Annotated in this window: 15 protein-coding genes; 3 read left to right on the top strand and 12 right to left on the bottom strand. The window is 38.0% G+C overall.

Features of this window, described 5'->3' with window-relative positions:
- Positions 1-231: 231 nt before the first annotated feature.
- The gene (gene xerA, locus ACTB1O_RS12165; RefSeq protein WP_462995412.1) at positions 232-1146 is read right to left on the bottom strand and encodes a site-specific tyrosine recombinase/integron integrase; all 915 of its coding nucleotides are present in this window, start codon (positions 1144-1146) and stop codon (positions 232-234) included.
- Positions 1147-1821: 675 nt separating this feature from the next.
- Here xerA and mutS point away from each other — a divergent pair.
- Entirely contained in the window at positions 1822-4467 is a 2646-nt protein-coding gene (mutS, locus tag ACTB1O_RS12160; protein ID WP_462995410.1) for a DNA mismatch repair protein MutS, read from the top strand.
- Entirely contained in the window at positions 4464-6305 is a 1842-nt protein-coding gene (gene mutL / locus ACTB1O_RS12155) for a DNA mismatch repair endonuclease MutL (protein ID WP_462995409.1), read from the top strand. Before mutS ends, mutL begins: the two co-directional genes overlap by 4 nt.
- A 62-nt stretch (positions 6306-6367) precedes the next feature.
- Here mutL and ACTB1O_RS12150 read toward each other — a convergent pair whose 3' ends face one another.
- Positions 6368-6931, bottom strand: coding sequence for an HdeD family acid-resistance protein (locus ACTB1O_RS12150; RefSeq protein WP_462995408.1), 564 nt, complete (start codon positions 6929-6931; stop codon positions 6368-6370).
- A gap of 176 nt (positions 6932-7107) precedes the next feature.
- Positions 7108-7674 carry a HemK2/MTQ2 family protein methyltransferase gene (locus ACTB1O_RS12145; protein ID WP_462995407.1) on the bottom strand — a complete coding sequence of 189 codons (567 nt, stop codon included), beginning with the start codon at positions 7672-7674 and terminating at the stop codon, positions 7108-7110.
- A 294-nt stretch (positions 7675-7968) separates the two neighbouring features.
- Here ACTB1O_RS12145 and ACTB1O_RS12140 point away from each other — a divergent pair, with 294 nt between their 5' ends.
- Entirely contained in the window at positions 7969-9747 is a 1779-nt protein-coding gene (locus ACTB1O_RS12140) for an ATP-binding protein (protein WP_462995406.1), read from the top strand.
- 119 nt (positions 9748-9866) lie between these two features.
- Here ACTB1O_RS12140 and ACTB1O_RS12135 read toward each other — a convergent pair whose 3' ends face one another.
- From ACTB1O_RS12135 to ftsY, 9 genes are all read right to left on the bottom strand, one after another.
- A complete protein-coding gene (locus ACTB1O_RS12135) occupies positions 9867-11042 on the bottom strand; it encodes a hypothetical protein (protein WP_462995405.1) in 1176 nt (391 codons plus the stop codon).
- A 185-nt stretch (positions 11043-11227) separates the two neighbouring features.
- Positions 11228-11998: a 16S rRNA (adenine(1518)-N(6)/adenine(1519)-N(6))-dimethyltransferase RsmA gene (gene rsmA, locus ACTB1O_RS12130; RefSeq protein WP_462995404.1), complete on the bottom strand. Its 771-nt coding sequence runs from the start codon at positions 11996-11998 to the stop codon at positions 11228-11230.
- On the bottom strand, positions 11995-12558 hold the full coding sequence (locus tag ACTB1O_RS12125; RefSeq protein WP_462995403.1) for a DUF655 domain-containing protein: 564 nt from the start codon (positions 12556-12558) through the stop codon (positions 11995-11997). The genes rsmA and ACTB1O_RS12125 overlap by 4 nt, the downstream gene beginning before the upstream one ends.
- 23 nt (positions 12559-12581) lie before the next feature.
- Entirely contained in the window at positions 12582-12932 is a 351-nt protein-coding gene (locus tag ACTB1O_RS12120) for an RNA polymerase Rpb4 family protein (protein ID WP_462995402.1), read from the bottom strand.
- A gap of 22 nt (positions 12933-12954) precedes the next feature.
- Positions 12955-13248, bottom strand: a complete 294-nt coding sequence (locus ACTB1O_RS12115) for a 50S ribosomal protein L21e (RefSeq protein ID WP_462995401.1) — start codon at positions 13246-13248, stop codon at positions 12955-12957.
- A gap of 2 nt (positions 13249-13250) precedes the next feature.
- Complete coding sequence (locus tag ACTB1O_RS12110; protein WP_462995400.1) at positions 13251-14504, bottom strand: tRNA pseudouridine(54/55) synthase Pus10; 1254 nt, start codon at positions 14502-14504, stop codon at positions 13251-13253.
- On the bottom strand, positions 14501-15070 hold the full coding sequence (gene trmY, locus ACTB1O_RS12105; protein ID WP_462995411.1) for a tRNA (pseudouridine(54)-N(1))-methyltransferase TrmY: 570 nt from the start codon (positions 15068-15070) through the stop codon (positions 14501-14503). The genes ACTB1O_RS12110 and trmY overlap by 4 nt, the downstream gene beginning before the upstream one ends.
- Positions 15070-16398, bottom strand: coding sequence for a signal recognition particle protein Srp54 (locus ACTB1O_RS12100; RefSeq protein ID WP_462995399.1), 1329 nt, complete (start codon positions 16396-16398; stop codon positions 15070-15072). Before ACTB1O_RS12100 ends, trmY begins: the two co-directional genes overlap by 1 nt.
- Positions 16398-17474 carry a signal recognition particle-docking protein FtsY gene (gene ftsY, locus ACTB1O_RS12095; protein WP_462995398.1) on the bottom strand — a complete coding sequence of 359 codons (1077 nt, stop codon included), beginning with the start codon at positions 17472-17474 and terminating at the stop codon, positions 16398-16400. Before ftsY ends, ACTB1O_RS12100 begins: the two co-directional genes overlap by 1 nt.
- Positions 17475-17476 lie beyond the last annotated feature (2 nt).

Raw genomic sequence — 17476 nt, 5'->3', positions numbered from 1 at the left:
TTTTTTAGAGAAATGATGTATTTTTGTCATCCCCGGATTTTTGCATCTTCCTCAGGGGGTCTCATTATCTGTTTTTTTAATAATTCATAGTAATTATCGTTTTAAAAATAGTTTCTCCTGGGACCCGATTTAGTGTTATGGAGAATAAATGAACAAATTAGAGATTTTTTAGAAGATTTTTGGTTTAATTATAGATTTAATTAATCTGTTAAAACCGGAAAAAATGTTAGATTAATTATTATTGTCTGAAAGAGGGAAATATTTCTGATACACCTGTTTTCTTTCATCTATATCTGTGTGCAGGTAAATTTCGGTTGTCTGAATTGAACTGTGCCCAAGGTTTTCCTGAACCACACGCAGGTTTTTTGATCTTTTATAGAGTTCACTTGCATAGCTGTGCCTTATTTTATGTGGCGTTATGCCGGAGGGAGCGTATTTTGTGAAGATATATTGAACAGTTCTTGGAGAGATATTTTTTCCCTGCTGCCCTATAAATAAAGGACCGTCGATATTTCCGGCAGAATATTTGTTTATTTCTCTTAGTGTTTCTTCGTCAACAAATACAAGACGAATTTTTCCACCTTTACCTTTAACGCGGATGGTATGGTCTTCAAAATCAATATCTTTCAGATTTATTGAGCATAATTCGGATACACGAACTCCTGTTGCATAAATAGTTCTTACTATAAGGCGATCTCTCTCATCCTGTATTGATTCGAGCAATTTTATGACCTGATTGTGTTTTAAATATCTGATTTCTTTATCTTTTATTCTTGGTCTGTCTATTCCTGCCATGGGGTTGGCTTCGATTATCCCCTGGGTGTAACAATATCTGTAAAATGAGCTTAATGAAGAGATTACGCGTTGTAGTGTTGCAGGTTTGTAGTTTTTCTCAGATGAGATAAACATAAGAAAGTCATTTATCAAAATGGGAGTTGAGTCAATTTCTGTATCAAGTCTTGCATTTCCCATGTCTGTCCAGTACATTGCGAGTTTTTCCATTCCTCTGTTTCTTCTGACCCACATGTAGTAGCCGAATTTTTTTATGATGCCTTCATAACTTTTGATTGTTCTTGGCGAGTAATTTCTCATTCTCAGGTGGTGAAGGAAGCGTTTTAGCCATTCTGAAAAATAGTCGCCCTGCATGCTTAATTCTTTCATATCTCAATGTTAATAACTTTTTCGCAGAATATACATTCTGCGCAAGTTGGGTTTTTCATTTTTTTTTCATTTTATGAATGGTTCAAAATTTTTGCTTTTTAATTTTTTTTACAAATTTGTGTTTGTCTTGAATAATATCTCAAATTACATCCTGGTATTTAATAATGAAAATCCGTGCAGGGTGAAAGTATGAAATTTCATATTGAGTTACAGGCTGATTTTTTTAAATTCAATTGTCTTTTTTATAATTTTAAAGCTGGGACAATTTTTTGATGGAGCGGGGTGCTGTTCCTGATAAATTAAAGTCACAGAACTAAAGAAATGATTTAGAATGATCTTGATTCGTATGTTATGTCTCACTTTTTTGAAAGATATCTGGAACATAAATATTTTCAGTCATTATTGTCCATTTTGCCTTGTTTATGATTAAAAATGAAGTGATTTTATGTTTATTTGGATTTGAATATGTCAGAAAACATATCTCATAAACCATATGATGCTATATGCGAGGGTTTTACTAAGCATTCAAAGAATTGGATCATAATCAAGACCTGAAAAATGATTGTTCTGTGGCTGGTAGCATCATGTGGTTTATTTGTTTTTGAAATAACTGTCAGTCTCAAAACACTCATAATGCTATGGGAACAATATAAAAGAAGGATGAGCAAAGAAGGTCCAACACCTGCAATGAAGCAGTTTTACGAGATGAAGAAAAGGTATCCCGGAACTGTTCTGTTTTTTCAGATGGGTGATTTTTATGAGACTTTTGGTGAAGATGCAGAAACTGTATCAAGGGAACTGGAAATAACCCTTACATCAAGAGGCCGGGACTTGAATGGAGAAAAAATGCCTCTTGCAGGTGTTCCTATCCATGCGGGAGAGTTATACATAGCGCGTCTTGTTCGTAAAGGATACAGGGTTGCTGTCTGCAATCAGGTTGAAGACCCGAAAAAAGCCAAAGGAATTGTAAAACGTGACGTGGTCCGGATAATAACACCGGGTACAATAATAGACTCCGGAATGCTTGGAACAATAGATTCTTCATATCTGATGTCGGTTTTCCACGACAAAAAAAGGGAGGAATATGGTACTGCTTTTTTGGATATCTCAACCGGAGATTTTTTCATATCCTCATGCAGTTCTAAAAACGGTTTTTCTGATTTAAATTCAGAGATTGTAAAATACAGTCCTTCTGAATGCATTATTTCTTCCACAGAATTATCTGGACTATCTGAAAATATTAAACAATATGGTATTATTATTACGGAATATAAGGAATCAGCTTTTAATCCGGATTTTGCAAGAAAATATTTAATGGATCATTTCAAAGTAGCCTCCCTTGAAGGTTATGGGTGTATGGGAATGGATGCATCTGTCTCTGCTGCCGGTGCATGTCTTTCATACGCTTGTGAAACACAGATGACAGAACTTGGTCATATAAAGGGATTTTCAGCAAGAGTTCCCTCAGGTAATATGATTCTTGATGAAATTACTCTTCGTAATCTTGAGGTTCTGGAAAATATAAGGTCAAAGGGTAAAGACACATCACTTTGTGGGGTTTTAGACGACACAAAAACACCAATGGGAAGCAGAATATTAAAAAATTTCATCACTGCTCCTCTTATAGAAAAAGTAGAGATAGACAGGCGTCTTGATGCAGTGTCATTTTTTGTTGATACTCCGATGCTTCGCTTCTCTGTGCGTAACAGTCTCAATAAATTTTCGGATATTGAAAGAATTGCAGGCAGGATATCATATGGAAACGCAGGTCCGCGTGATCTTGTCACACTTAAAAACTCCCTGGGCAAAATTCCCTCAATAAAACAGGTTTTAAAATCCGCTGATTCAGATAGTCCTGAGCTGATAAAAAAATCTCTTGAAAATATCAGTGAAATGACTGAGGTGAAGTCACTTATTGAACGTGCCATATGTGACGAACCGCCTCTGCTTCTAAAGGGGGGCGGAATCATACGTGATGGATATAATCCTGAACTTGATGAACTCAGATATATTGCAGTGTCAGGAAAAGACTGGATAGCGGATTTCCAACAGTCTGAGCGTGAGAGAACAGGTATAAAGACACTTAAAGTAGGATACAACAAAGTATTCGGATACTTCCTTGAGATTACAAAGTCAAATGCAAAACTTGTCCCTTCCGAATATGTAAGAAAGCAGACTACTTCAAATGCTGAAAGGTACACAATCCCAAAATTACAGGAGAAAGAGTCCCTGATTGCAAACGCAGAAGAAAAACTCTCTGCTCTTGAAAATGAAATTTATCAGAATCTGATTGAGAAACTTAAGCTTCAGGTGGAAGAATTGCAGAAGACTGCAAGAAACATCGGTATTCTTGATGTATTCTGTACTCTTGCCGGAATTGCGCATTCAAATAATTATGTTCGTCCGGTAATAGAAGATTCCAAGCGCCTTATTGTGAGCAATGGAAGACACCCTGTAGTTGAAAGAAATCTTCAGAATAGTTTTGTTCCCAATGATACAGGACTTGATGCTTCAGATAACCAGATTCTGATTATTACCGGGGCTAACATGGCAGGTAAGTCCACATATATGCGGGAAGTGGCGCTTATCTGTATAATGGCACAGATGGGCTGTTATGTGCCTGCCGATAATGCGGTGATAGGTATCGTTGACAGGATCTTTACAAGAGTCGGTGCTTTTGATGATCTTTCAAGCGGGCAGAGTACATTTATGGTTGAGATGGTTGAACTTGCAAATATCCTCAATAATTTTACAGAAAGAAGTCTTGTAATTCTTGATGAGATAGGAAGGGGTACAAGTACTCTTGACGGGTTTTCGATTGCAAAGGCAGTTTTGGAATATCTGCATGGCCGGGAGTCGGCGGGTCCGCGAACCCTTTTTGCAACGCATTTTCATGAGATGGTTGATATTGAGGCCGAGTTGAAAAGAGTTAAAAATTATCATTTTGCAGTTAAGGAGACAGGAGATGATGTGGTTTTTCTCAGGAAACTGATTCCCGGTGCAACCGATAGGAGTTATGGTATTCATGTGGCAAGGCTTGCAGGAATACCAAAAAAAGTTATTGCAAAAGCGGAAGCTGTTTTAAAAGAAGAACAGGAGAAAGAGTACTGTTTTGATAAAGGCAGAAAAATGCCCCGATACACACAGATGCTTTTAATAGACAGTCCTGAACCAGTTTCACCTCCAAAAGGAGAAGATCCGGTTTTGAAAAAAATAAAGCAGATTGACCCTGACTCTATGAGTCCCAGGGAAGCACTTGTATTTTTATATGGATTAAAGGATGAGTCCGGAGCTGAAGATAATTGAAAGAAAATATGAGAAAACAGGACATTAAAATTCTCGATGAGGCGACAATAAATAAAATTGCAGCAGGAGAGGTAGTGGAAAGACCTGCGTCTGTTGTAAAAGAGCTTATTGAAAATTCCCTGGATTCCGGTGCAACTACAATAAAGGTTGATATAGGCTCTGATTCCGGAGGAATATTCAGAATAAGAGTTGTTGATGACGGTCTTGGTATGGACAGGGATTCGGCTCTTCTGTCTCTGAAACGTCATGCAACAAGTAAATTAAAGGATGTATCTGATCTTTTAAACATACACACAATGGGATTTCGTGGCGAGGCTCTTTCCAGTATTTCAGGTGTTTCTAAATTTACAATGATTACAAAGACCCGTTTGTCTGAAGTATCTACCGGAACAAAAATTCTGGCTGAGGGTGGAAATATTCTTGATGTTATGGATATTGGTGCACCTGACGGAACAACAATACTTGTCGAAAATCTTTTCTTTAATACTCCTGCAAGGAAAAAATTTCTCAAGTCAAGGCAGACCGAATTCAATCATATTTACGCTGCAATGGAAAACACAGCACTTGCAAATCCATCGGTTTCTTTTCAGCTGATTCATAACGGCAAGGAGAAACTTTCAACAATAAGGACTGATTCTCTCCTTGAGACAGTTTCATATATTCATGGCAGGGATATGACTGATAATCTTCTTTTTGTCAGGTCGAAAAGCCCCTTTATGATGATTGACGGTCTTTGTTCTGTACAAAATCTTAATTACCCAAACTCCAGACAGATATTTATCTCAATAAACAATCGCCCTGTCTCTTCTCCGGTAATTATTAGGGCAATTAAAAGAGGATATGGGACTCTTCTTTCAAAAGAAAGATATCCTGCTGCATTTTTAAACATTATAATTGACAAAGCAATCGTTGATGTCAATGTTCATCCTGCAAAAAGAGAAGTTCGGTTGTCAAGGGAAAAGGAGATAGTTGATGAGATATCATCCACTGTCCGTGAAATTTTAAAATCGGGAAATCTCATAAATGATATTTCAGGAAAGGATAACAGTAGTGAAAAAGTATCATATAATATTGAAGAATCTCAAAAATCTATTTTCCAGGTAGAATCCGAAACAACCCGGTACGAAATCCCGCATTCAACTGGAAAAATAAAGGCTGAACATAAGAGTGGTTATCATCCACGTTTTTCAGCAACTGATAATCAGTTAAGGCTTACTGAAAATTTTGAGGAAAATAACTCCGGTGAGATGAAGCTTCCTCCTATGGAAGTAATCGGGCAGTATGACTCAGCATATATTATTGCAAGAATGAAATCCGCAAAAGGTGATGAACTTGTAATAATTGATCAGCATGCGGCCCATGAGAGAATTCTTTATGATCAGATCTTAAAAGTCAGAAATTCAGGTAAAAATTCACAGGAACTTTTGGTGCCTGCCATTTTAACACTAAAAAGTCATGAAGCTGAAGTTTTACTTTCTAACATTTTATTTATTGCTGATGAGGGTTTTTTAGTTGAGGAGTTTGGAAAGAATACATTTGCAGTAAGATCAGTTCCTATGATCCTTGGAAAAAGAATAGGGACTGAAATCATCAGGGATATTATTTTTGATCTGATGGATGAAAATACAAAGACACTTGAAGAAAAAAAGGAAAAAATAACAACAACAATCGCATGCCGAGCGGCTATAAAGGCCGGTTCAACTCTCACAGAAGAGCAGATGTCACGTCTGATAACCCAGCTTTCAAAAACCGAGCTGCCATATACTTGTCCTCATGGCAGACCCACAATAATTGTTTTTTCAAGATCAAAACTTGATTCTCTTTTTATGAGAAGCTGAAACCTTTTAAAAAAAGACAAGTGAAACCTGAATTTTCAGGTTTTTTTATCTGGTAAATTTATTTAGTTGCTTAATTTACCCTGTACCATAAATCCGGTAATAATGCCTACAATACCCATTGCTATTGTAAACAGACCAATTACCTGAACGATTAAAACTGTTCCCATTATTGGGAATATTACAAGGAACATACCCAGAATCAGGGCAATTATGCCTGATATTACAAGAAGAATGCGATACCATCCGTTTTCTTTCTCTGCAGTAAGACCCAGCCAGAGATCACCAAAACCCGTAATAAAAGCCCACATTGCGATTAATACAGCTATTGTCAGCCATAATATTTCAATATTTAAAACAGCTAAAATACCAATCAGGAGGCCTATAATTCCAACAACAATAAGTATTGCCCTTGTTTTGGCCTCATCTTTTTTCACAAAACCTTTGAGAATTGTAGATATACTGTAGAGAATGATGAGTGCTCCGATAAAATACGCAAACACATCAACGACAATCGGTGCCCATACAAGTGCAATTCCTCCAAATATTATTGCAATAAGCCCCTGAAGAAGAAAGATCCACCAGTTTACCGGGGTGAATTCACTTTCGATAATTACTACTTCGTCCATAATATTACCTCCTTTTATTATCATGGTTTATTATATTTATTTTTGTCCTTTAATTTGAAAAAAATTCCATTAAATGGCTTTATTCAATAAACTCTATTCAAAAATGTAATTTTTTTTCTTTTCATGATAGTATGCATATTAAGTAGATGAAAATATTTTTTTCCACTGTTTAAAAATTAAAGTCTGCACATATCGTGTATTATCCTTAATATGAAGAGTTTTTCATCTTCAACCTGTTTTTCTGCTATTATAAGAGATAAAAGACCCAGATTTGAGAGATAATCTGAAATCTCTTTAATTCCTGTGAGTGAAGAGACTAAAAGAAGACATCTTCCGTTCTCAGACATTATATTTCCGAGCATATCTGCAAATTTTTCAATGGTTTCGCGTCCGGTTTCTCCGCCATCAAGTGCATATTCAAGCCAGTCACTGACTCTTTCCTCAGGCATTGTCGGAAGATAGGGGGGATTGAATAATATCAGATCAAATTTGCCTTTAATGCAGGAGAGGAGATTACATCTTATGATTTCAACTCCTGTTCGTTTTGCAGAGATACATGCATGGGGATTTATATCAACAGCAATAGTATTCTTTGATATTTTTGACATCTCCTTAGCAATGAGCCCGCTTCCTGTCCCGACTTCCAGTATCTTATCCTCCGGCCCTGCTTCTTTTAATGCACATTTTAATAGCAGATAGGTATCATCTTCGGGCTGGTAAACCTGTTCGTGGTAATCGGGCATTCTTATTTCACCTTTTTTAATTAAATAACTGATATCAGTTTATTTTTAATTATTGATTTATCAAAAAAGTCAGGAAAGATAAAATGTGCCGGACGGTTTCCTGTTGGTTAAAGAACCAGTGTTTCACATTATACGGGAAAAGGCCGGCATGCTATACTTGACAGCAGACAATTTAAAATTAACTCAAAAAGAAATTATATTTAAATTTTTTTCGGTTGTATAGCGAATTTAAAATTTACACAAACAAATATTCTTAAAAGCTTTTGAATCCTAAATATCGAGATAAGGAAATATATGGAAATTAAAATAGGAAAAGCCGGAGGGCGTGAATTTTTTGTTGATGCACAGGAGCTTGTTACCGGCAGGACCTGCATTATTGCCCAGTCGGGAGCCGGAAAAAGTTGGAGTATTGCAGTTCTTTGCGAGAAAATGTGCAGAAACAAGATTGGTTTTTGTCTTATAGATACTGAAGGGGAATATTACTCACTCAAAGAAAAATTTGATAATATATGGTGGATAGGTGCGCAGGGGGGAGATTCGGAATGCGACGGGATAAAGATGGACTATGATATTGAAAAGGTAAATATTCATCATATTTTACAGAGAGCAGTTTCAGAGAGCAGGCCTGTTATTTTTGATGTATCTGAAGTGGACATGATACCACGTGTTACAAAAATGGTACATGCTCTCTATGATGTTGCAACCGAACAGAGAAAACCATATCTTCTGATAGTTGAAGAGGCAGATAAATTCATACCACAGTCAAAAGACTCGATAAAAAAGATTGAGGAAATTTCAAGAAGGGGCAGAAAGAGAGGGCTTGGGATAATGGTTGCAACACAAAGGCCGGCAATTGTCACAAAAAATGTTCTTTCGCAGTGTAATAGTCAGATTATCGGAAAGCTTTCAATTGAAAATGATCTAAAGGCGGTAGGTCTGTTTTTCAGCTCAAAACAGGAAGTTGAGGAGTTAACCACTTTAAATCCCGGTGATTTTTATATAATGGGAAGTCTGATTGCAGAGAAGACAAAGATGAGGTTTGGGAATCGCGAAACACAGCATTGTGGAATAACACCACTTCTGGAATACAGAGATATTACAGAGGCGGATGAGTCTCCTGAAGAGCCTGAATCCGATGATTTGGATCTGGATTTTCATAATAATCCTGATGATGAATCTGTGGAGATCATAACAGATGAAATTGTTTTAGTGAATGAAAAGGAAAAATTAACTCCGTTAAAAGAAGTAAAAATAAAAGAAGAAGTCTCTGAAAAAAAACCTGCCGCAAAACCGAAGTCTCCCCCCAGAAGATCAAAACCGCTTATTGCCGAGAGAATAAAAAAGGAAGCTGTGGTCCCTCTTATTGAGAGAGATGAAGCCCTTGAAATTGTACTTGGGAGACTGAAGAAAAAAAGACTGGGTTTTGGGGTGGATGAAAAAATTTTGTCAGCTGATATAGTGTATGTCCCTTTGATTCATGTCTCCGTCAAGTACATTGGAGGACTCATCAAAAAGTCTGCAAAGAAATCTTCATTTTTGATAGACGGAAGAAACGGCATGGGGGTTGAATTATCCTCAGGGTTTAAACACAAACCGTGTATTTCTGAGTACATTGGTCTTGATGAACCTTCTATAGTAATTCTTGATGCAATGTCGATTAAGGGAGAGACCGCTGCCGGGCTTGAAGCACAGACAAGGTTTAATAAAAAAACTGTTGAAAAATCATTATCAAATCTTGAAAATAAAAAATTAATCACGCAGTCTGAGACGATAGGGGAATCTGAAAAACCGGTCTATGTTCCTCTTGTGTCTCATCCGCTGCCTTCTTTAAAAACCAGAGATCTTTTCCCTGATCTTGGAATGGGGCCTTTGGATGATGGACTGACTGAAAAAAGTATAGTTGACGAGGGTGATATCAGGACTATTTTTAAGGTTATTGAGCCTACTTCTGAAACTATTGAATTCAATACTTTTTATTATCCGGTATTCAGAGTCATTGTGGCAGTGGGATATGAGGAAAGGATAGTCTGTATTGATGCATTAACAGGCAGGGAAATAAATTTTAATATATGACAATAAGAAAAAGATGTTGCTGAATTTATGATGATTACAAAATATCAGCAGGAAATTATCAATAATTTATCTGCTGATAAAAAAGGTTAATATTTTTTAGTTTTTTTACTGCTTCTCTATTAGTCTGGCTCATTAACCTGAATGTCGTATTTTTTAACTAAATACAACCACGAATCATACTCTGATTGTTCGAGTAAATATTTATTATCATATTCTGAAAGCAGATTAGCGTCTCTACTATCATCTTTAACGGTTAGTATTTTAGTTCCGTCCCATAGGTCTATAATGTCTGTGGGACTTGTAAGACCTCCGTTAATTCCATAATAATCCTTTGGTTCATAAGTGATAATTGTAGGAGTTGTTGTTTCAATAAAAGAATACCCAGTATTTTTAAAATTGAGACCATCATAAGTCTTTATTCCAACTGCTTCATGAGAATCCTGATCAAAGTTGAGGATTACTACATCATACCCTAGTTTTCCAATTAAATAGGCTAATAAGACTGATTTATCAGAACAAACACCTTTTTTGTTGTAAAGGGTTTCATATGGATACTTCCAGTCATAGGAGTTCCAATAATTATTACTATATTCCAAATGCTGGACTATGCTAACTGCAATTCTTACTTGTTCATCCTGCAAGGATGTTTTTGTTTTTATTGCGTCAACAAATGGCTGTAAATATCTGTCCTGGTATTTATTTTGCAGAAGTTTTTCATATACTTCTATCTCATCATTTGAGTAGGTGTGTGATTGTTCCTTTAAATCACTATAAAATCCATCGTAAAGGGTAAAATCAATATAACCTTCAAGATCTCCGTATTTATAATAATAACTTCTCTCTGATGGACCTGTCAAATATATTTCGTCACGGTCTTTAATATCTAAACCATATAATAGTCCATCCAATGGTGTTGATTCTGCTATTTGGATCAGATTTTTTGTATCTATCTGCTCAACTTCTGTAGGAAATATTGTGTTTACTGCAGTAATAGAGACCAAAAACACTAATAAAATAAATACCAGTCCAATTAATGAATCATAACTTTTTGAAAAAACCTTTTTTTTTCTTGAAATTTTCCAGATCTGTTTACCACTGTATTTTTCAGTTATAATTTTGACTTTGTAATAATTTTTTTTGCCTTTAAAATATTTTACAGTATTATGTAGATAACTATTATTTGCATAATATCTTGCCTTCTTGCGTGCATAATTTGATACTTTATCTTCATTAACAGGATAATAAAAACTTAGTTTAATTCGTATTTTCTTCCCCAGCCATCTCAGAAAGCCCATCAATATATATTAACATCATTATAGAATTTCTACTTTTTTATAACATTTATATTAAAGATATACTTCAAAAATTAAAGAAAATTTTTTATATTGGATTTACTAATTGGACAGAATCAATAAGTGTCCTGAATTACTCTTTAAGTAAATTTTATGAAATTGTGACTATGAATTATATTAAAATCAATTTATGCAATAATATTCGCAATAATTGAGAACTCTTTTAGTGTAAGTTCTTCCGGGCGTTTTTTAAGAATCTCTTCCGGAATTTTTGCAAGCATCATGTCAACTTTTTCAGTTCCGAGAATAGAGGAAGATGTTTTAAGGCTCTTTTTAATTGTCTTTCTTCTGTGCGAAAACAGTTCACGTACCAAATCAGAGTAAAATTTATGATCTTTTATTGGATATGTAAGTTCAGTTTTTGGGTTTATTCTTACAACCCATGAATCCACTTCGGGAGGTGGCAGGAATGATTCAGGTTTTAACTCTAAAAGGGGCATGACTTTTGCATACGTCTGAACCATTATAGAAAGTCTTCCGCAATCTCCTGTGCCCGGAAGTGCAATCATTCTCTGTGCAAATTCTTTTTGGTACATAAGAATGGCTTCGGTAAAACCGATTTCAATTAAGCGGAATGTAATCTTTGAAGAAGCTGAATAAGGAAGGTTTGCCACAACTTTTTCGAATGGCGGGATATTGCATCTGATTGCATCTCCCTGAATAAGAGTAATTTTTTTTGATTTAATTTCATTTTTAAAAAGTGATTCAAGATGTGGGATTAAAGTTTTGTCAAGCTCTATAGCAATGACCTCTGCTCCTCTGTCTAAAAGTGCACGTGTTAGTACACCTCTCCCCGGGCCGATTTCAAGAACTTTTATTCCTTTTACATCAGTGAATTCAGATATTTTTTTCACTGCTTCTGTGTCAGACAGAAAATGCTGATCGTGAGGGGCTCTCATTTGGATGTAAAAAGATGATATTTGATGTTTGGATCTTCTATCTCTTCGAGAATTCTTTTTACAATCATCTGCTCAGGATGTGGAATAGCCTTTATGCGTTCACTTATATCTGCAAAGTTTGCAAAGGGCTTTTTCTCACGTTCATCAAGTATTTCCCATAGTAGTTTCTTGCCGATTCCCGGGAGAAGATGGAGCATATGCTGTTTTGATGTAATGGGGACTGCCTTATTAAAAAAGTCCACATATTTTCCTTCATTTTCCCTGACTCTGCTCTCAACAGCGTAAGGGAGTTCAAGCTTTGCTGTCTGGGTGAGATCTTTATAGCTTATGCGGCGTTTAACTCTCTCAATCTGGTCTCTTTCCTTATCCCCTATGTAAACTCTGTCATTTGCCTGAAGGTCTGTTACTTTAGGTACAAGTTCAAGAAGTTTAAACTGTTCTATGCCCATAGCCTGAACTAAGTGTTCCTTCTTGAACTGTGGGCGACGTGAATCGCCCATGCCGGTCATAGGAAGGACATCAATAATTATTGCATACAGCTCTTTCCTGTCATCTTTCATAAAAAGAAAACCCCCCTTTTAAATTAGAAGTGAGCCATTACAAGGTCAAGAATTTCATCAAGCTCTTCGCCTGAGAGAGTGAAGCGTTCTTTTGCATATATTGCACGAAGTTCATCCCTTGATTTGGGCATGACTGTTGTAATTCTGTATGCAATATCGGGCTTCATCTTTTCAAGAGTCTGCAGTTTTTCAACCAGTTCCCTTGAATTCTCAGCACTTGTTTTGGAGAGGTGATTGGCATGCTCAATGCTTCTACGCAGTTCATATGACATTTCTTTTCCGCTTTCAAGTCGTGCAGCCTCTACTTTGAGCAGAGCCTCACGTAATTCCGGAAGTGTAATTCTCTCTTCGCTAATAATTCCTTTAACTTTCATGCCAATCACTATTAAAAAATGATTATAGTTTCTGTGGTTTTAGATGTTGTGGTCTTGTGACAACAATTTTAGTTGCATTGCCGTCCTTTATTTCAAGAACCCATGCGCGTCCCTGTCTTCCAAGTATGACACCAGTCTTTCCATGGAATCTGCGGTGAGGCATACCTGTCTGAACGCTTGGATCTACTACGATGTGAACTTTCTGTCCTTCATCAAACTGCTGAATTACAGTTGTTACCGGTGCAAGACCACGTCTTCTTAGATCTTTTTGAAACTTATAGCGTGTCTTTTTTCTCTGACCATTGTGATGTGCCATTTTTAATTCTCCAATTCATTTTGGTTTTCAGGGACAACCCCTTCAACCATTATTACATCAAGACTGATAACGTGGGCGGGGGATCCGAGTTCTTCGGACAGACTTGGTTTTGTCCTTCCTCCGTCACCTGATATGAGTTCTTTTATGTAAAGGCCGGCATCTCCAAGGACTGTTATCCTGAATTTACCGTCCTCAACACCATTACACTCTATATCCAGACACTGGCGTTTTCTGACAAGATCTGCCCTCCTATGGGAAACTCTGTCAGGGGTGCGCTGGTTTATTGTCACCCCTTTGAGGCCATTAAGGGCTGATTTGACATCATTTTCGGAAAAATCGCCGTCTATTTCTATCAGAATGCTGTACTTTTTATGCGCTTTTCCGGATTTAAGGGTTTCCACCTCATGCCGATCACTGATGTGATCCAGGGTTATTGCGACCCTGTTTTCTGCGCTGATGTTTACAAGCGCCTCAAGCTCTTTTAGGGATACAGTTCTTTTTCTGGGTTCAGTTATCTCCAGAACAAAAGGCCTTCCTGTTCCCAGCATTTTGGCGTCAATATCTTCCCTTCCTGCGCCATGAAGTATTGCATCCGTTGCATCGCATGCTTCTATTACAGGCCTTCCTATGAGCTCTTCAACTGAGTCTGCATACATTCTGCCTGTAAAGTTACATCTTTCACATCCTTTCCCCTGACATTCCCTGCAGTGCCAGCGCGTCTGCGGGATACCTCTTTCGTACTTCATGTACCTGCCGTAGATGTAGAGAGGATTTACCTGGATCTCAACATCTTCTGATGCTAGATCACAGATAATTACAATGTCAGGACGTTTGAAGTCCACCTGACTTCCTGTAATGGCGCTTAAGGCCTTTCCTGTTTCTCTGTTAAACTCTGCCTTTATAGGTTCAGGGTGCTGAAGAGAAAGATCTGTCCAGAGCATCTCTTCGCTCTCTGTGATAAGAGGCGGCACCCTGCATCCGACGAGAATTGTCTTGTGTTCATACGGTTTGAGTGCCTCTTTTATTTTTTCTGCCCATATTTTTGTTTTATCAAAAAGATTCTCACATATCCAGCAGGTATCCTCTTCCTTTTTGTATGGTGTGTTCTTTTCGAGAGCCAGGGCGACTCTCATAGATTTTCCTCTCTCTGCATTTGAAAGAGCGTATGAACTTTTACCGTACATTCTGCCCAGGCAGTGATCGCAGACAGGTCCGTATTCAAGGATTTTTTCTGTAATTTCTATTATATCCGTCATAGATCTCTCCTGTCAAGTTCGTTGAGTATGACTGTAATTGTGTGATCTGCATGCATGATTTTAGGACCTGCCGAAACTACGGGCAGATCTTTTATCATCTCTTTTTCTTCCTCTGAAAAGTTCTGGTGATCTGAGAGAATATATGAAACAGGAACGTCTTTTAGCTCTCTGATGTCTGTTCCGTTTTCATCCAGAAGTGCAAATTCAAATTCATCAAGAAGGTTTTTCAGATCACCTTTTTTAACATACACTCCCTTTGTTGATTCCCTGAATTTTTCACCACACGGAAGATCAAGAGCTTTTTTCAGGAGTGAACCTGCACTCCTCTCATCCGGACTAAGGTATTTGACCTCATCTCCCCTGATTAGAACGATCTTTGAAGGGCCCGGCTCTCCAAGCAGAACAAGGTAGCATTCCACGTCATTTCTTAGTGAATGTGACAAAAAAAAGCTGGAATTGATGCATCTGCAGAGAACGTCCATTCTTCCTGCACTTCCGGGCATATCGCTTAAGGAAAATTTGCCTGTGGTAAGGGCTTTATGCCCGATTACCAGAAAACGCTTTATCAATTCTGCATCCCGCCGAACTTCTTCATCATGCGCTGCATATTGAACTTTCCGCCGCCCATACCTTTGAATCCTTTTAAAGTGCGCTGCATTGTCTTGTAGTACTTCAGAAGTTCCCTGACTTCCTCGGGTGTGGCACCTGCACCTATTGAAATACGCTGGACACGCGAGCCGCTTATAATGGATGGATTATCCAGTTCCTCATTTGTCATTGAGTCCATTATAAACTTGTAGCGTTCCATCTTCTTTCCTGTGACATCAAAAGCATCTTGTGGTATCTCAAGACCGCCGAGTGGGAGCATTGACATAACCTGCTTTAGAGGGCCCATTTTTTTGAGAGATTCCAGCTGCTTATACATATCGCGAAGGGTGAATTTTCCTTTCATCATCGCGTTTACATCAAGCTCCTGATCACCCATTGCCTCTTCGGCACGTTCCATTAACGCATGGAGATCCCCCATTCCCAAAAGACGGGAGATAAAACTGTCAGGATCAAAGCGTTCAAGATCTTCGATTGTCTCTCCGCTTCCTATAAAGACTATCCCTGAACCTGTCTCTGCGACAGCTGACAATGCACCGCCACCCTTTGCAGTTCCATCCATTTTTGTGATGATTACACCATCCACATTAATGGCTTCATGGAACCTGGCTGCCTGTTCACGTGCCTGCTGTCCGAGTGCCGCGTCAATTACAAGCCATCTGTGGGTTGCTTTGGTAAGTTCGTTAAGTAAGATTATCTCCTCGATAAGATCGTCTTCAAGGGCATGTCTGCCCTGTGTATCTATGAGGAGTACTTCTACATTTTTAAGTTCATTAATGCCGTTTTGAACTATCTTTACGGCATCTGTTTCTCCGGGCTCCCCGTAGCATGGAACATTCACCTTGTTGCAGAGCGTTTTGAGCTGATCATATGCACCTGGACGGAAAACATCCGCACAGATCACGCCTACACGAAGACCTTTTCTCTGAAAATAACGTGCAAGTTTCCCTGTGGTTGTTGTTTTTCCGCTTCCCTGAAGGCCTGCCATAAGGATGGTCTGGACACCGAGTGAAACTTCACAGTCCTCACCCATCAGTTTTACAAGTTCCTGATAGACTATGTGGAGTACATGTTCCCTGACATTCATTCCCTTAGGGGGTTCTTCGTCAAGGGAACGCTGTTTTATGGCCTTGGAAAGGCCCATAACAAGCTTAACATTGACATCTGACTGCAGGAGGACACGCTGAAGATCTTTTACCAGCTCATCAACTGCTGCTCTGTCTATGACAGTTTTGCCTGCCAGTTTTTTCATGGCATCCTTAAGGCCGGAACCAAGACGGTCAAGCATCAGTTATCAACTCCAAGAAGTTCATTGACTACCTTTTCGGGTTCAAAAGGTATTACATCATCGTAACCCTGGCCTACTCCGAGAAACATTATCGGCTTTTTTATTGTGTGGGTGATTGAAATTGCAGCACCGCCCCTTGTATCCATATCAGCTTTTGTAAGAACCACAGTGTCGGTTCCTATCGTGTTATTGAATTCTTCAGCTCTTATTACTGCATCATTTCCTGCTACTGCCTCATCTACATAGGCTACAATGTCAGGCTTCATGACACGTTTAATTTTTTCAAGCTGGTTCATCAGATTAGAACGGTTATGGAATCTTCCTGCGGTATCTGCAAGAACAACGTCAATTTTGTGTGCCTTTGCATAGCTTACTGCATCAAAGAGAACTGCTGAAGGGTCAGCACCTTCCTGATGATTGATAACTTTGACACCTACTCTTTCTGCATGCGTCTTCATCTGTTCGTTGGCGCCGGCACGAAAAGTATCTCCTGAACCTATGACAACAGAATAACCGTTTTTCTTAAGATAATGTGCAATCTTGGCTATTGTTGTTGTCTTTCCTGCACCGTTTACACCTGTAAAGAGAATCTTCACCGGCTTTTCGTGTGTGTCAATATATTCTGTAAGAAAAAAGGCTTTACCAAGAACTTCAAGAAGTGCACTTTTCAGGGCTTCAGTTACAAATTCTTCTGACGTTGTTCTTATTTTTCTTTTTTTACCCACCAGATCATTTTTCATATGTGACATGATTGCATCAACCGCATCAAAAGCCACATCATTTTCCAGAAGGATAATTTCGAGCTCTTCGAGAGGCTCTCTGATATCTTTTTCTGATAAAAAAATCTCTTTTTCGGTGACTAAAACCTTTACTTTTTCAGTAAAGGATGTCTTTTTTGTTTCATTTAAAAAAACAGGTTCTTCTGATTTTTTTACAACTTGTGTTTCGCATTTCCCTGCGGATTCAGGGGTTTGTTCTAAATCCCCTGAAGAAATATCCGCATCGATTGTATCATCAATCCGGGAACCTAACTTCTTTGAAACACCTTTCAGTTTATCTTTAAGAGACTTGAACATAA

Source organism: Methanomicrobium sp. (assembly GCF_055145805.1).
Note: the sequence above shows the minus strand (reverse complement) of the source record. Positions and strands in the feature narration are given on the sequence as shown.

What these genes read in the sequence shown, in the direction of transcription:
- ACTB1O_RS12135 (WP_462995405.1), bottom strand. Translation starts at nt 11,042, where the DNA reads ATGGGCTTTCTGAGATGGCTGGGGAAGAAAATACGAATTAAACTAAGT.
- ACTB1O_RS12140 (WP_462995406.1), top strand. Translation starts at nt 7,969, where the DNA reads ATGGAAATTAAAATAGGAAAAGCCGGAGGGCGTGAATTTTTTGTTGAT.
- ACTB1O_RS12150 (WP_462995408.1), bottom strand. Translation starts at nt 6,931, where the DNA reads ATGGACGAAGTAGTAATTATCGAAAGTGAATTCACCCCGGTAAACTGG.
- mutS (WP_462995410.1), top strand. Translation starts at nt 1,822, where the DNA reads ATGAGCAAAGAAGGTCCAACACCTGCAATGAAGCAGTTTTACGAGATG.
- ACTB1O_RS12120 (WP_462995402.1), bottom strand. Translation starts at nt 12,932, where the DNA reads ATGAAAGTTAAAGGAATTATTAGCGAAGAGAGAATTACACTTCCGGAA.
- ACTB1O_RS12115 (WP_462995401.1), bottom strand. Translation starts at nt 13,248, where the DNA reads ATGGCACATCACAATGGTCAGAGAAAAAAGACACGCTATAAGTTTCAA.
- ACTB1O_RS12110 (WP_462995400.1), bottom strand. Translation starts at nt 14,504, where the DNA reads ATGACGGATATAATAGAAATTACAGAAAAAATCCTTGAATACGGACCT.
- xerA (WP_462995412.1), bottom strand. Translation starts at nt 1,146, where the DNA reads ATGCAGGGCGACTATTTTTCAGAATGGCTAAAACGCTTCCTTCACCAC.
- ACTB1O_RS12100 (WP_462995399.1), bottom strand. Translation starts at nt 16,398, where the DNA reads ATGCTTGACCGTCTTGGTTCCGGCCTTAAGGATGCCATGAAAAAACTG.
- ACTB1O_RS12145 (WP_462995407.1), bottom strand. Translation starts at nt 7,674, where the DNA reads ATGCCCGATTACCACGAACAGGTTTACCAGCCCGAAGATGATACCTAT.
- ftsY (WP_462995398.1), bottom strand. Translation starts at nt 17,474, where the DNA reads ATGTTCAAGTCTCTTAAAGATAAACTGAAAGGTGTTTCAAAGAAGTTA.
- rsmA (WP_462995404.1), bottom strand. Translation starts at nt 11,998, where the DNA reads ATGAGAGCCCCTCACGATCAGCATTTTCTGTCTGACACAGAAGCAGTG.
- ACTB1O_RS12125 (WP_462995403.1), bottom strand. Translation starts at nt 12,558, where the DNA reads ATGAAAGATGACAGGAAAGAGCTGTATGCAATAATTATTGATGTCCTT.